The following is a 12,595-nucleotide window of genomic DNA, read 5'->3' on the forward strand; positions in this document are numbered from 1 at the left end:
TTCGCGGCCGTGCTCAGCGCTCGACGAAGCGGGGCTCCGGCCATGTGCTGATCGGCTCGCTGGACGTCGAGTAGATCTCCAGCAGTGAGAGGTAGCCGTCCTTCGTGAAGACCATCACGCCGGCGTCCTCCGGTTCGGCGTACCAGGCGTCCGCGGCCGGATTGCCGTGAGCGGGAGCCGGTGGGACCGCTGCGTGGTCCACCGCGAGGTCGACCGTCGCGCAGCCGCAACCACACCTGCCGACCACCCGGGCGTACGGAAGCTGAGCACGCAGCGCGCTGCTCACCGGATCGGAGCCGGTGAGCAGCGCGTTCAACGTCGCCGCGACGTCCAGCCGTAGGGGCTCAGCCATCCGCCTTGGCCACGCCGATCGGGCAGGAAACGCCCGTCCCGCCGATCCCGCAGTAGCCCGCCGGGTTCTTGTCCAGGTACTGCTGGTGGTACCCCTCGGCCGGATAGAAGGTGCGCCCCTCCGCGGGGAGCAGCTCCGTGGTGATCGTGCCGTAGCCCGAGCCCGTGAGGACCTTCTGGTAGGCCTCGCGGGAGGCTGCCGCGGCGGCGGCCTGGGCCGGGGTGTGGGTGTAGACGGCGGAGCGGTACTGGGTGCCCGTGTCGTTGCCCTGGCGGAAGCCCTGGGTCGGGTTGTGGGACTCCCAGAAGACCTGGAGGAGACGCTCGTACGTGATCTTGGCGGGGTCGTAGACGACGCGGACCGCCTCCGTGTGGCCGGTCAGGCCCGAGCAGACCTCCTCGTACGTGGGGTGCTCGGTGAAGCCGCCCTGGTAGCCCACCAGCGTCGTGTACACGCCTGTCGGCAGCTGCCAGAACTTGCGCTCGGCGCCCCAGAAGCAGCCCAGGCCGAAGTCGGCGATCTCCAGACCCTCGGGGTAGGGGCCGAGGAGCGGGGTGCCGAGGACCGTGTGGCGGTCGGGGACCGTGAAGGTCGGCTCGGGACGGCCGCGCAGAGCCTGCTCGGCGGTCGGGAGCTGAGGCGTACGGCTGTGCAGGAACATGCGGTCTCCACGGGGTCACAGGGGCACGGGGTCGGGGGCGGAGTGGGCGGCAGACGGGCGTGAGCGGGATCCGTGTTTTCCAACGTATGAACCCGGCCAGGCATTCCAACGGGTGCCCGTCGTAACCGCCCCGCGCCGGTGACGCCTGGCACCGTCCCGTCGTACGTGCTCAGTGCGACAGCGTCGCCGGGCTCCCCCCGTTCGCCTCGTACCCCGCCACCGCCAGCGCCCGGTAGACCGCGTAGTCCGCCGCCGGGTCGCAGGTCAGGGTCCAGGGGAGCGCCCCCACATGACCGTCGACGTGCACCAGCTGGTTCATGGCCTCGGCCCAGCGCTCGCCGCGGACCAGGAAGAAGACCAGGAGGTGGCGGACATGGGCCAGCATCGGGTCGTCGGGGCGGGCCGCGTGCACCGCGAACAGCGCGCCGTGGACCGCCTTCGTCACGACCTCGCTCTGGTAGAAGCTGCGGACCAGATTCACCTCGGGGAGGTGCTCGAAGACCGCGAAGAGGGGCATCGCGGCGAGGAGAGAGCCCTGGGGGGCGCGTGCCGCCGAGGCCTCAGCGAAGGCGTACGCCACCTCTCGCGAGCCGTGCCACTTCTCGCACCAGTAGTGCAGGGCCGCCAGGTGCGCTCCCATGTGGGACGGCGAGCGGTCCAGGATTTTCAGCCAGAGCTTCTCGAACTCCGGCTGGGGGTAGGCGAGTCCGCGGGCCACCGACAGTTCGACGATGTACGGGATCGGGTCACCGGGGGACAGCAGCGCGGCCTCGCCGCAGGCCGCCTTCGCCTCCTCCATGATGATCCGGAACTCGTCCGTCCCGGGCGTCGACGTACGCCACGCCTGCTGCACCAGGAACTCCGCGTGCACCGCCGCGCCGCCCGCGTCCTTGGGCTGCTCGGCCCGCCACACCCGCAGCCACTGCCCGCCCGGCGTCTCACTGACCCCGCCGGGGCGCTGCTGCAACTCCAGTGACGCGGCGCCCGCGAAGGCCTGCACCCGCTGCCAGCGCCGCTCGCCGTCTATTTCCGTGCCCGCGAGCAGCTGCGACGCGGAGCGGTAGTCCTGCGTGCGCTGCACCAGGTCCAGCACGTCCAGCAGGTCCTGGTCGGGGCCGGGCATGCGGATGTCCAGCTCCTCCTGCCGCAGAAATCCGTAGTTCGCCGGGTCCGCGGCGTCCGGATCGCCGGGCGCGACCTGCTGTATTCCGGCACGCCTGCGCATCAGCACCGGCAGCAGCACCAGGCTGAACATGGCCAGCGCCATCAGGACCCAGAGAATCTCCATGCCTCAAGCGAACCAGACGGGTCCGACAATTGGCCAACCCGGTCGGTCCCGGCTCGCTCCGGCGAGCGTCCGCCGACATCAACCCCGCGGGCGCACTACGCTCGGGACCCATGAGCGACAGGCACATCAGTCAGCACTTCGAGACCCTCGCGATCCACGCGGGCAACACCGCCGATCCCCTCACCGGCGCGGTCGTCCCGCCGATCTACCAGGTCTCGACCTACAAGCAGGACGGCGTCGGCGGCCTGCGCGGCGGATACGAGTACAGCCGCAGCGCCAACCCGACCAGGACCGCCCTGGAAGAGAACCTCGCCGCCCTGGAGGGCGGCCGCCGGGGCCTCGCGTTCGCGTCCGGACTGGCGGCCGAGGACTGCCTGTTGCGTACGCTGCTCAGCCCCGGCGACCACGTGGTCATCCCCAACGACGCGTACGGCGGCACGTTCCGCCTCTTCGCGAAGGTCGTCTCCCGGTGGGGGGTGGAGTGGTCGGTCGCGGACACCAGCGACCCCGCCTCCGTACGAGCCGCGATCACCCCGAAGACCAAGGTCCTCTGGGTGGAGACGCCCTCCAACCCCCTCCTCGGCATCACCGACATCGCCGCGGTCGCCCAGATCGCGCGCGAGGCGGGCGCGAAGCTCGTCGTCGACAACACCTTCGCGACCCCCTACCTCCAGCAGCCGCTCGCGCTCGGCGCGGACGTCGTCGTGCACTCCCTGACCAAGTACATGGGCGGCCACTCGGACGTCGTGGGCGGCGCCCTGATCGTCGGCGACCAGGAGCTGGGCGAGGAGCTGGCGTACCACCAGAACGCGATGGGCGCGGTCGCCGGGCCCTTCGACTCCTGGCTGGTGCTGCGCGGCACCAAGACGCTCTCCGTGCGCATGGACCGGCACAGCGAGAACGCCGGCAAGATCGCCGAGATGCTCACCCGGCACGCGCGCGTGACGCGTGTTCTCTACCCGGGTCTCCCGGAGCACCCGGGTCACGAGATCGCCGCCAAGCAGATGAAGGCGTTCGGCGGCATGATCTCCTTCCAGGTCGAGGGCGGCGAGGAGGCGGCCGTCGAGGTCTGCAACCGCGCCAAGGTGTTCACGCTCGGCGAGTCCCTGGGTGGCGTCGAGTCCCTGATCGAGCACCCGGGACGCATGACGCACGCGTCGGCGGCCGGTTCTGCCCTCGAGGTCCCCGCCGATCTCGTACGCCTCTCCGTGGGCATCGAGAACGTCGACGACCTGCTCCAGGACCTCCAGCAGGCCCTCGGTCAGTAAACGATCACCAGCCGGTGAGGGGTGGAGTCGTCTCCGACGGCGGCTCCACCCACGGACGGGCCATCGTCGCCCAGACGACGAAGGCGACGGCCGCGGCGAACAGCAGCAGCCACATCAGGCGGCGGGCCACCGTTCTGCGGCGCAGCATCCGACCTCCGCGGCGCACGATGTCCGCGTACAGGTCGGGTGGCACCGGGGGCGGCGTCCGCTCCAGCATCCGCCGTACGGCCGCCTCACGCTCGGGCTGGTTCATGACGGGGCCACCTTCACGACCGCCGGTGCCGGTCCGCGCGGCGGGTGCAGCAGCGTCGCCGTCGCGCGGGCACAGATCGCCCGTACCCGCTCCGCGGGGAGCCCGAGCAGGGCCGCCGTCTGCTCCTCGGCGACACCCTCGTACATCCTGAGGACCAGAATCAGCCGCTCCTGGGGGGTGAGCCGGGCCAGCACACTCCTGTCGGCGGACGGGCGGAACCGCCCGAAACTCCCGTACTGGTGCCAGGCCGTGCGCGCGAAGCGGACGGCCAGCTGCTGGCGGGCGCGGTCGTACGGGTCCTCGCCGCGCAGCCGGTCCCAGGAGGCGTACGTGTGGGCGAGGGCCAGCGTCAGCAGGCGCCGTGCGCGCGGGTTGGCGTCCGGGGGTTCCGCCGTGAGCAGCGTGGCGGCATGCAGCAGCCGCCCTGCCGCGCCCGCGACGAACGCCTCGAACTCCCGGGCCCGGCGGGCGCCTTGGGACGCATGCCGTTCTCGCACCGCGCCTCCCGCCCTGAGGGCGACCCTGAGGTAAAACGGGGCCCCGGCCGCGTACGCCATGCCGCACCGCGTATGACAGGGACCCGGTCTCATATGAGGCCAGGCGCGGCCTTCCGGTCAAGAGTCCGGCGCACATGCACGCGCGCGGGAGGCCGAAGACGGCCTGCCCGGCCGCGGGGGATCACGGAAACCGGCCTTACGCGCGTGTACGCGCGCGTGAGCGCCAAGGAAATGCCCCACGCCCGCGTGGAATCCTGAACCGCTCCTCAGTCGCACGGTGTGACGCGTACGCGTACGCGCCCGCGCTCAGGAAGCAGGCTGTGACTCCGCCACCGGAACCCCCTGCGCGGCCTGGCGGGCGGAGAGCGCGCTGTTGAAGCGCGTGAGGAGCGTGCAGAACGCCTCGCGCTCCTCCGGCGCCCAGTCGTGTGTCAGCTCGGCCATCAACTGACGCCTCGAGGAGCGCACTTCGTCGAGCCGGGACTGCCCGCGCGGCGACAGCTGGAGCACCACGGCGCGTCCGTCCTCGGGGTGCGAGGTGCGCTTGACGAGCCCGGTGTCGACCAGCGGGGCCACCTGCCGGGTGACCGTCGAGGAGTCGATGCCCATGCTCGCGGCGAGCGCCTTGACGCCCATCGGGCCTTCCTTGTCGAGGCGGTTGAGCAGCAGGTACGCGGCGCGGTCCATGGAGTTGCGCACCTGCCCCACCCCGCCGAGCCGGGTCTGTTCGGCACGGCGCGCGAACACGGCGACCTCGTGCTGCAGCGTGTCGAGAAGACCGGTTTCACCGACGGTCGTCATGTCCATCGACATTTCAGGTGTTGTGGGCATGGCCGGGGGCTCAATTCATGCGTGGGGAGCTGGGTTGGGGGACAGGGTACGCGGCCGGGGCGCGGGCCGTCCCGACGCTGCGCAAACCAGTCTCGGAGCGTGGTCACAGCGGGAGTGTGCCCGCGTGAACTGCGAGACTGGTGGTCATGAGCTACAGCACGGCTGACTCCTTGCCCAGCGTGACTCTCGACGATGTGCGTGGCGCGCAGAAGATGCTCACGGGTGTGGCGCGGATGACCGCGATGGAGGGCAGCAGGTACCTGTCCCAGCTGGTGGGCGCGCCGGTGCACTTCAAGTGCGAGAACCTCCAGCGCACGGGTTCGTTCAAGCTGCGCGGTGCGTACGTACGTATCGCGGGGCTGCTTCCCGAGGAGCGCGCCGCGGGTGTCGTCGCCGCGAGCGCGGGCAACCACGCGCAGGGTGTCGCCCTGGCCTCCTCGCTGCTCGGTGTGCGCTCCACCGTCTTCATGCCCACCGGAGCCCCGCTGCCGAAGGTCGCGGCCACGCGTGACTACGGCGCCGAAGTGCGACTGCACGGACAGGTGGTGGACGAGACGCTGGCCGCCGCGCAGGAGTACGCGGCCGAGACGGGCGCCGTGTTCATCCACCCCTTCGATCACCCCGACATCATCGCGGGCCAGGGCACGGTCGGCCTGGAGATCCTGGAGCAGTGCCCGGAGGTGCGCACGATCGTCGTCGGGATCGGCGGCGGCGGGCTGGCCGCGGGCGTCGCGCTCGCGGTGAAGTCGATCCGTCCGGACGTACGGATCGTCGGTGTGCAGGCGGAGGGTGCCGCCGCGTACCCGCCCTCGCTGGCGGCCGGGCGTCCGGTGTCGATCGAGAACCCGGCGACGATGGCCGACGGCATCAAGGTCGGGCGGCCGGGCGATGTGCCGTTCCGGATCGTCGAGGACCTGGTGGACGAGGTCCGTACGGTCTCCGAGAACAATCTGTCCAGCGCGCTGCTGCTCTGTCTGGAGCGGGCCAAGCTGGTCGTCGAACCGGCGGGCGCGAGCCCCGTCGCGGCACTGCTGCGAGAGCCCAGGACCTTCGAGGGCCCGGTGGTGGCCCTGCTGTCGGGCGGGAACGTGGACCCGCTGCTGATGCAGCGCATCCTGCGCCACGGCATGGCGGCGGGCGGCCGCTATCTGGCGGTCACACTGCGGCTGACCGACCGTCCGGGTGCGCTGGCCACACTTCTCGGGGTGTTGTCAGTGGTGGACGCTAACGTCCTCGATGTGAGCCACGTACGGACCGACCCACGGCTCGGGCTCACGGAGGTGGAGGTCGAGCTGCACCTCGAGACGAAGGGGCACGAGCACTGCGCCGAGGTGAACCGGGCGCTGCGCGAGGCGGGCTACACGGTCATCGACTGAGGTCAGGGCCGCCGCGGTCGCCGATTGGAAAAACCTGTTGAGTGACGCGATACATCGCGTTACCGTGTGTCTCTCGCCACCTGTGAGGCGAGACGATACGGGCAATAAGAAGCTCTTTCCGTGAAAATCCCCAACGACGTGGAGTACTCACATGCCAGGCGCCATCTATGCCGAAGGCCTGGTGAAAACCTTCGGTGACGTAAGGGCTCTGGACGGCGTCGATCTCGATGTCCCCGAGGGCACCGTGCTGGGCCTGCTCGGGCCGAACGGCGCGGGGAAGACGACCGCGGTCCGCTGCCTGACGACCCTGCTGCGGCCCGACAGCGGCAAGGCGGTGGTCGCGGGCATCGACGTGCTCAAGCACCCCGACGCGGTACGGCGCAGGGTCGGCCTCTCCGGACAGTTCGCCGCGGTCGACGAGTATCTGACCGGCCGCGAGAACCTGCAGATGGTCGGCCAGCTCTACCAGATGAAGGCGAAGGCGGCGAAGGTCCGGGCGGACGAGCTCCTGGAGCAGTTCAACCTCGCGGACGCCGCCGACCGCACCGCGAAGACGTACTCGGGCGGTATGCGCCGCCGGCTGGACCTGGCGGCCGCGCTGGTCGTCTCGCCCCCGGTGATGTTCATGGACGAGCCGACGACCGGCCTCGACCCGCGCAACCGCCAGCAGCTGTGGGACGTCATCAAGCAGCTGGTCTCCGGCGGGACGACGCTGCTGCTCACCACCCAGTACCTCGAAGAGGCCGACCACCTCGCGCACGACATCTGTGTGGTCGACCACGGCCGCGTCATCGCCCGCGGCACCGCCGACCAGCTCAAGGCCCAGACCGGCGGCGAGCGCGTCGAGGTCGTCGTGCACGAGCGCGAGCACATAGCGACCGCCGCCGAGGTACTGCGCGGCTTCGGCAAGGGCGAGACCACCGTCGAGGAGCACACCCGCAAGCTCACCGTGCCCGTCACCGGCGGCGCGAAGCTCCTCGCGGAGGTCATCCGCGAGCTGGACACCCGCGGCATCGAGATCGACGACATCGGCCTGCGCCGCCCCACTCTCGACGACGTCTTCCTCTCGCTCACGGGCCATGTGGCCGAGGAGAAGGAAGAGGGCAACGGAGTGGCGGACGACATCAAGGGCCGCAAGCGCAAGAAGGAGGCCGCCAAGTGAGCGCCGTCACCGATGCCGTGCAGGTCGCGGCGCCCTCGAACCCGGTCGGCCAGTCCATCCGCGACTCGCTGGTCGTCGCCAAGCGCAACCTGATCAGGATGTCCCGGATCCCCGAGATGGTGATCTTCGGGCTGATCCAGCCGATCATGTTCGTCGTGCTGTTCAGCTATGTCTTCGGCGGCTCCATGAAGATCGGCGGCAGCACCAGCCCGGCCGACTACCGCAACTTCCTGATGGCGGGCATCTTCGCGCAGACCGTCACCTTCGCCACCGCGGGCGCCGGCGCGGGCATCGCCGACGACATGCACAAGGGCCTCATCGACCGCTTCCGCTCGCTTCCCATGGCACGGGGCGCGGTGCTGACCGGACGCACGCTCGCCGACCTGGTGCAGACCGCGCTGACCCTGCTGGTCCTCGCGATCGTCGCCTTGCTGGTCGGCTGGCGGGTCGGCTCGTTCGGCGACACCAACGCCGGCAAGGTCATGGGCGCCTTCGGGCTGCTGCTCCTGTCCGGGTACGCGTTCACCTGGATCGGCGCGCTCATCGGCCTCTCCGTACGCACCCCCGAGGCGGCCACGTCCGGCGGACTGATCTGGCTCTTCCCGGTCACGTTTCTCTCGAACGCGTTCGTGGACTCCAGCAACATGACGCCCTGGCTGCGGCACATCGCGGACTGGAACCCGTTCAGTGCCACCGTGCAGGCCTGCCGGGTGCTCTTCGCCAACCCGGGCCAGTCGAAGTCGGACGCCTGGCCCATGCAGCACTCGATCTGGGCCTCGGTGATCTACTCGGTCCTGATCATCCTGATATTCAGGACGCTGGCGGTACGCAAGTACCGATCCGCCACGGCGTGACCTGGGCATGACGATGCCCCCGGCCGCGCGGCCGGGGGCATCGCCGTAGTCGCTGGTCCTGGGCTCAGCCCTGGTAGGGCTCGGCCTTGAGGATCTTCACCGAGGCGAGCTTGCCGTTGGGCAGCTCGTACTGGGCGTCCTCGCCGACCTTCTTGCCGTTGACGCCGGAGCCCAGCGGGGACTGCGGCGAATACGTCTCGATGTCGGAGCTGGCGTACTCGCGCGAGGCCAGCAGGAAGTCCAGGGTGTCGTCCTCGTCGCCGTCGAAGGCGATGGTGACGACCATGCCCGGCGCGACCACGCCGTCCGCCGCGGGAGCCTCGCCGACCTTGGCGTTCTCCAGAAGCTGGGTCAGCTGGCGCACGCGGAGCTCCTGCTTGCCCTGCTCCTCCTTGGCCGCGTGGTACCCGCCGTTCTCGCGCAGGTCGCCCTCCTCGCGCGCGGCCGCGATCTTGGCGGCGATCTCCGTGCGCGCAGGACCAGACAGGTGCTCCAGCTCGGCCTTGAGCTGGTTGTACGCCTCCTGGGTCAGCCAGGTGACGTTCTCGCTGGTCTGGGTCACAGGTGCTCCTCGTAGGTACTGGGAATACAAAGCATCGCCCTACCCAGAAGAATGTTCCTTCACGGGTGGGCGAAACCACGAGCCTAACAATTCAGTGGCCCAAGGGGGAGGACATAAGACATCAGAATTACGTCGATGCAGGTCAGCGGGTAAGTGCTGAGGGTGACAACGGTCCGTGTTGTCCGTGTCAGTCCGCGTGACAGCCGAGCAACTCCGCCGTGCTGCCCCTGGCCGTCGTACGCAGCGTGACGACCTTGTCGATGCGGGAGGAGCTCTGGTCGAACCGGAAATCCGCGCGGCCCACCTCGGTGCCGTCCTCGGACTGCGAGCGCAGGGTGCAGTAGCCCTTGGCGTCCGTGTCCTTGCGGACCTCCAGGTGCGCCTCGACCGCGCTGTCCGAAACCGCCTTGAAGGTGATCACCTCGGCGCTGATCTTGCTGCCGCCGACGTAGTCGTAACCGATCCAGCCGATGACCACGAGTAGCGCCACCCCCAGCACGCTGCCGGTGATCTTGAGCTTTCGGTCGGCGCGCTCGTCCGCGGAGCGGCCGTACCGGCCCTCGGGCAGCTGCGTGCTCGCCGTACTCATGATCGTCCTCTCGGCAGGGCCGGGACCAAGGTCCTGCCCTGGTCCTGGAAGGGGCACCAGGGACGGGGCCCCGGAATTATTCGCCCCCCGATTCCGTCACTATAGAAGCCGCCCATCGCGCCGATTCACGCCGGGCGCCGACTTGCCGACTGGCCGACTTACTGAGGATTGAGTCTTGACTGACCAGCTGCGACTGATGGCCGTGCACGCCCACCCCGACGACGAGTCGAGCAAGGGTGCGGCCACCATGGCGAAGTACGTGTCCGAGGGGGTGGACGTGCTGGTGGTGACCTGCACGGGCGGGGAGCGCGGCTCCATCCTCAACCCGAAGCTTCAGGGCGACAAGTACATCGAGGAGAACATCCACGAGGTACGCAAGAAGGAGATGGACGAGGCGCGCGAGATCCTCGGCGTCAAGCAGGAGTGGCTCGGCTTCGTCGATTCGGGTCTTCCCGAGGGCGACCCGCTGCCGCCCCTCCCCGAGGGCTGCTTCGCGCTGGAGGACGTCGACAAGGCCGCGGGGCGCCTGGTCCGGTCCATCCGCTCCTTCCGCCCGCAGGTGATCACCACCTACGACGAGAACGGCGGTTACCCGCACCCCGACCACATCATGACCCACAAGATCACGATGGTGGCGTTCGAGGGCGCGGCGGACGCCGAGAAGTACCCGGAGTCGGAGTTCGGCCCGGCGTACCAGGCGCAGAAGCTCTACTACAACCAGGGCTTCAACCGCCCGCGCACCGAGGCGCTGCACAACGCCCTGCTTGACCGCGGCATGGAGTCGCCGTACGGGGACTGGCTGAAGCGCTGGTCGGAGTTCGAGCGCACCGAGCGCACGCTCACCACGCACGTCCCCTGTGCCGAGTTCTTCGAGATCCGCGACAAGGCGCTGATCGCGCACGCCACGCAGATCGACCCCGACGGAGGCTGGTTCAAGGTCCCCATGGAGATCCAGAAGGAGGTCTGGCCGACCGAGGAGTACGAGCTCGCCAAGTCTTTCGTCGATACCTCCCTCCCCGAGGACGACCTCTTTGCGGGCATCCGCGACAATGCCTGACATGAGCGCAAGCCTGGCACTGACGCACCTCGTCCCCCTCGCCAAGGAGGTCGACCAGAACAAGGTCACCCCCGGCGTCCTCGGCTTCATCGTCTTCGCGGCGTTGGCCCTGGCGGTGTGGGGCCTGATGAAGTCCATGAACCGGCACATGGGCAAGGTCACCTTCGAGGAGGACCCGGAGAAGGACGCGGCGGCCTCCGGCAAGGGCGCCGGCTCGGGTTCTGGTCCCGCCTCGGCCTCCGGCGGGAAGGCCTCACCCGCGAAGGGCTGAGGAGCCGGGCCGGATTGCCTGACAGCATGACTCTATGACACCCAGTCGGTATCATGGAGTCATGCTGCCTGTGACCCCTGCCCTCACCGCGACGGACCGACGCGTCCTCGAGGAGGTCGACGCGCTGCGCGCGGGCTTGCGGCATCAGGTCCGGCAGACCCCGGCCAAGTGGACCGAAGGGCTGCGCAAGACGCTGACGGCCCAGGCCATCGCCGGCTCCAACACCATCGAGGGCTACAAGGTCGACTCCGCCGATGTCGAGGACCTGATCGACGGCGAACAGGAAGTCGCCACGTCGGACGAGAACAAGGCGGAGACTCTGGCGTACCAGCACGCCTTGACGTACATCCAGTCGCTTCACGACGACCCCGACTTCACGTACTCCAAGTCGCTGCTCAACGCCCTGCACTGGATGCTGCAGGGGCATCACCACCCGGCACGGCTTGCGGGTCAGTGGCGCAGGCGCGGGGTATGGATCAACGAACCGGGAGACCCGGACTCCGCCGCGTACGTCGCGCCCGACGCGGATCTGCTTCCTGATCTCATGGGCGAGTTGGTCGCCTGGCTGAACGAGGGCGATCTCGATGCCCACGTCCTGGTTCGCGCGGCCATGGCCCACTTCAACCTGGTCAAGATCCATCCGTGGTCCGACGGGAACGGCCGCATGTCGCGTTCGCTGCAGACGCTGGTGATCGCCCGAGGCGGCGTATTGGCCCCCGAGTTCTCCTCCGTCGAGGCGTGGCTGGGCAAGCCGGGCAACACCTGGGAGTACTACAAGGTCCTGAAGCGCGTCGGTGGGGCCGACTGGACCCCGGGGGCCGATGCGGCGCCCTGGCTCCGCTTCAACCTTCTCGCCTACCACCAGCAGTCCCAGTCCGTGAAGCATCGCATCGACCGCTCCAACCGTTGCTGGATCGACCTCACCGAGTACGCCGAAGGCAAGGGTCTTGACGAACGGCAGGTCACGGCCCTCCATGACGCGGCCCTCGCCGGACGTGTGCGGCGGGCCCGGTACCAGCGGGCGGAGAACCTGAGCAACCAGCAGGCCGTACGGGACATCAGAGCGCTGGCAGAGGCCAGGCTCCTCGAACCCGTGGGCAACACGAAGGCTCGCTACTACGTGCCCGGTCCCGACTTCCCGCCGGGCGTGCTGGAGCGGGTCCGGCAACCGCTGCGGCTCGTGGATCCGTACGACGACTGAGGGTCGTCAGCGCGAGTGGTCCGCCAGCGACAGCAGCAGGTGCGCGGACTCCGGCCGCACATGGTCGGAGTGCGCACCCGCCGGCCCGCTTCCGTGGACGTACACCTCGCTCGCGTCGACGCTGACGAAGCGGTGGTCGAGGACGTCACGCGGATACGCGTCCTCGACGCACCGCATCCTGATGGCGGACACGGGTGCGGGCGCGGTGCCGATCCCCGCGTACCCGATGCCCGCCCGCTTCTCCGCCCGCAGATCCACGAGCGCGGCGTACGGGCGTTCCGGACCGCCCGGCGCGGGGCGGCCGTCCGCCGCCAATGGGGGCCCAGGGCCCCGCAGCACGTCATCCATCGCAGCCCCCAATCCGCCCACTTCG

16 protein-coding genes are annotated in these 12,595 nt (G+C 69.5%); 7 read left to right on the forward strand and 9 right to left on the reverse strand.

The genetic code is table 11. The features are described 5' to 3' along the window. Positions 1-13: 13 nt before the first annotated feature. The 3 genes from ACZ4WS_RS06230 to ACZ4WS_RS06240 form a co-directional block, all read right to left on the reverse strand. Positions 14-352 (reverse strand): hypothetical protein, encoded by a 339-nt coding sequence (locus tag ACZ4WS_RS06230; RefSeq protein ID WP_467977645.1) that lies wholly within the window; start codon positions 350-352, stop codon positions 14-16. Then, entirely contained in the window at positions 345-1,013 is a 669-nt protein-coding gene (msrA, locus tag ACZ4WS_RS06235; RefSeq protein ID WP_467977646.1) for a peptide-methionine (S)-S-oxide reductase MsrA, read from the reverse strand. The genes ACZ4WS_RS06230 and msrA overlap by 8 nt, the downstream gene beginning before the upstream one ends. A 169-nt stretch (positions 1,014-1,182) precedes the next feature. Continuing rightward, complete coding sequence (locus tag ACZ4WS_RS06240) at positions 1,183-2,301, reverse strand: hypothetical protein (RefSeq protein ID WP_467977647.1); 1,119 nt, start codon at positions 2,299-2,301, stop codon at positions 1,183-1,185. Between the two features lie 110 nt (positions 2,302-2,411). Here ACZ4WS_RS06240 and ACZ4WS_RS06245 point away from each other — a divergent pair, with 110 nt between their 5' ends. Then, positions 2,412-3,569 (forward strand): cystathionine gamma-synthase, encoded by a 1,158-nt coding sequence (locus tag ACZ4WS_RS06245; RefSeq protein ID WP_467977649.1) that lies wholly within the window; start codon positions 2,412-2,414, stop codon positions 3,567-3,569. A 4-nt stretch (positions 3,570-3,573) separates the two neighbouring features. Here the strand turns inward: ACZ4WS_RS06245 and ACZ4WS_RS06250 are convergent, their stop codons facing one another. The 3 genes from ACZ4WS_RS06250 to ACZ4WS_RS06260 form a co-directional block, all read right to left on the reverse strand. Next, the gene (locus ACZ4WS_RS06250) at positions 3,574-3,822 is read right to left on the reverse strand and encodes a hypothetical protein (RefSeq protein WP_467977651.1); all 249 of its coding nucleotides are present in this window, start codon (positions 3,820-3,822) and stop codon (positions 3,574-3,576) included. After that, positions 3,819-4,319, reverse strand: a complete 501-nt coding sequence (locus ACZ4WS_RS06255) for a sigma factor-like helix-turn-helix DNA-binding protein (protein WP_467977653.1) — start codon at positions 4,317-4,319, stop codon at positions 3,819-3,821. The genes ACZ4WS_RS06250 and ACZ4WS_RS06255 overlap by 4 nt, the downstream gene beginning before the upstream one ends. Before the next feature lie 306 nt (positions 4,320-4,625). After that, the gene (locus ACZ4WS_RS06260; protein WP_467978323.1) at positions 4,626-5,132 is read right to left on the reverse strand and encodes a MarR family winged helix-turn-helix transcriptional regulator; all 507 of its coding nucleotides are present in this window, start codon (positions 5,130-5,132) and stop codon (positions 4,626-4,628) included. Between the two features lie 164 nt (positions 5,133-5,296). Here ACZ4WS_RS06260 and ilvA point away from each other — a divergent pair, with 164 nt between their 5' ends. The 3 genes from ilvA (at position 5,297) to ACZ4WS_RS06275 (ending at position 8,542) form a co-directional block, all read left to right on the forward strand. Further along, positions 5,297-6,526 carry a threonine ammonia-lyase gene (gene ilvA, locus ACZ4WS_RS06265; protein WP_467977655.1) on the forward strand — a complete coding sequence of 410 codons (1,230 nt, stop codon included), beginning with the start codon at positions 5,297-5,299 and terminating at the stop codon, positions 6,524-6,526. 151 nt (positions 6,527-6,677) lie between these two features. Continuing rightward, the gene (locus ACZ4WS_RS06270) at positions 6,678-7,688 is read left to right on the forward strand and encodes an ATP-binding cassette domain-containing protein (protein WP_467977657.1); all 1,011 of its coding nucleotides are present in this window, start codon (positions 6,678-6,680) and stop codon (positions 7,686-7,688) included. Further along, positions 7,685-8,542 (forward strand): ABC transporter permease, encoded by an 858-nt coding sequence (locus ACZ4WS_RS06275; protein ID WP_467977659.1) that lies wholly within the window; start codon positions 7,685-7,687, stop codon positions 8,540-8,542. Before ACZ4WS_RS06270 ends, ACZ4WS_RS06275 begins: the two co-directional genes overlap by 4 nt. Before the next feature lie 64 nt (positions 8,543-8,606). Here the strand turns inward: ACZ4WS_RS06275 and greA are convergent, their stop codons facing one another. Both greA and ACZ4WS_RS06285 read right to left on the reverse strand, forming a co-directional pair. Beyond that, positions 8,607-9,104, reverse strand: coding sequence for a transcription elongation factor GreA (gene greA / locus ACZ4WS_RS06280; RefSeq protein WP_467977660.1), 498 nt, complete (start codon positions 9,102-9,104; stop codon positions 8,607-8,609). A gap of 187 nt (positions 9,105-9,291) precedes the next feature. Then, positions 9,292-9,693: a DUF4307 domain-containing protein gene (locus ACZ4WS_RS06285; protein WP_467977662.1), complete on the reverse strand. Its 402-nt coding sequence runs from the start codon at positions 9,691-9,693 to the stop codon at positions 9,292-9,294. A 175-nt stretch (positions 9,694-9,868) separates the two neighbouring features. Between ACZ4WS_RS06285 and mca the strand changes: the two genes are divergently transcribed. The 3 genes from mca (at position 9,869) to ACZ4WS_RS06300 (ending at position 12,222) form a co-directional block, all read left to right on the forward strand. Beyond that, the gene (mca, locus tag ACZ4WS_RS06290) at positions 9,869-10,750 is read left to right on the forward strand and encodes a mycothiol conjugate amidase Mca (RefSeq protein WP_467977664.1); all 882 of its coding nucleotides are present in this window, start codon (positions 9,869-9,871) and stop codon (positions 10,748-10,750) included. Beyond that, positions 10,743-11,021, forward strand: a complete 279-nt coding sequence (locus ACZ4WS_RS06295; RefSeq protein WP_467977666.1) for a hypothetical protein — start codon at positions 10,743-10,745, stop codon at positions 11,019-11,021. The genes mca and ACZ4WS_RS06295 overlap by 8 nt, the downstream gene beginning before the upstream one ends. Before the next feature lie 61 nt (positions 11,022-11,082). Then, complete coding sequence (locus ACZ4WS_RS06300; protein WP_467977668.1) at positions 11,083-12,222, forward strand: Fic family protein; 1,140 nt, start codon at positions 11,083-11,085, stop codon at positions 12,220-12,222. A gap of 6 nt (positions 12,223-12,228) precedes the next feature. Here ACZ4WS_RS06300 and ACZ4WS_RS06305 read toward each other — a convergent pair whose 3' ends face one another. Further along, the gene (locus ACZ4WS_RS06305) at positions 12,229-12,570 is read right to left on the reverse strand and encodes a hypothetical protein (protein WP_467977670.1); all 342 of its coding nucleotides are present in this window, start codon (positions 12,568-12,570) and stop codon (positions 12,229-12,231) included. Positions 12,571-12,595 lie beyond the last annotated feature (25 nt).

It is taken from the genome of Streptomyces sp. NPDC029292 (genome assembly GCF_055569295.1).

Bases quoted from the DNA above. Each gene is read 5' to 3' on its own strand.
- ACZ4WS_RS06230 (WP_467977645.1), bottom strand. From the start codon at position 352: ATGGCTGAGCCCCTACGGCTGGACGTCGCGGCGACGTTGAACGCGCTG.
- msrA (WP_467977646.1), bottom strand. From the start codon at position 1,013: ATGTTCCTGCACAGCCGTACGCCTCAGCTCCCGACCGCCGAGCAGGCT.
- ACZ4WS_RS06240 (WP_467977647.1), bottom strand. From the start codon at position 2,301: ATGGAGATTCTCTGGGTCCTGATGGCGCTGGCCATGTTCAGCCTGGTG.
- ACZ4WS_RS06245 (WP_467977649.1), top strand. From the start codon at position 2,412: ATGAGCGACAGGCACATCAGTCAGCACTTCGAGACCCTCGCGATCCAC.
- ACZ4WS_RS06250 (WP_467977651.1), bottom strand. From the start codon at position 3,822: ATGAACCAGCCCGAGCGTGAGGCGGCCGTACGGCGGATGCTGGAGCGG.
- ACZ4WS_RS06260 (WP_467978323.1), bottom strand. From the start codon at position 5,132: ATGTCGATGGACATGACGACCGTCGGTGAAACCGGTCTTCTCGACACG.
- ilvA (WP_467977655.1), top strand. From the start codon at position 5,297: ATGAGCTACAGCACGGCTGACTCCTTGCCCAGCGTGACTCTCGACGAT.
- ACZ4WS_RS06270 (WP_467977657.1), top strand. From the start codon at position 6,678: ATGCCAGGCGCCATCTATGCCGAAGGCCTGGTGAAAACCTTCGGTGAC.
- ACZ4WS_RS06285 (WP_467977662.1), bottom strand. From the start codon at position 9,693: ATGAGTACGGCGAGCACGCAGCTGCCCGAGGGCCGGTACGGCCGCTCC.
- ACZ4WS_RS06295 (WP_467977666.1), top strand. From the start codon at position 10,743: ATGCCTGACATGAGCGCAAGCCTGGCACTGACGCACCTCGTCCCCCTC.
- ACZ4WS_RS06300 (WP_467977668.1), top strand. From the start codon at position 11,083: ATGCTGCCTGTGACCCCTGCCCTCACCGCGACGGACCGACGCGTCCTC.
- ACZ4WS_RS06305 (WP_467977670.1), bottom strand. From the start codon at position 12,570: ATGGATGACGTGCTGCGGGGCCCTGGGCCCCCATTGGCGGCGGACGGC.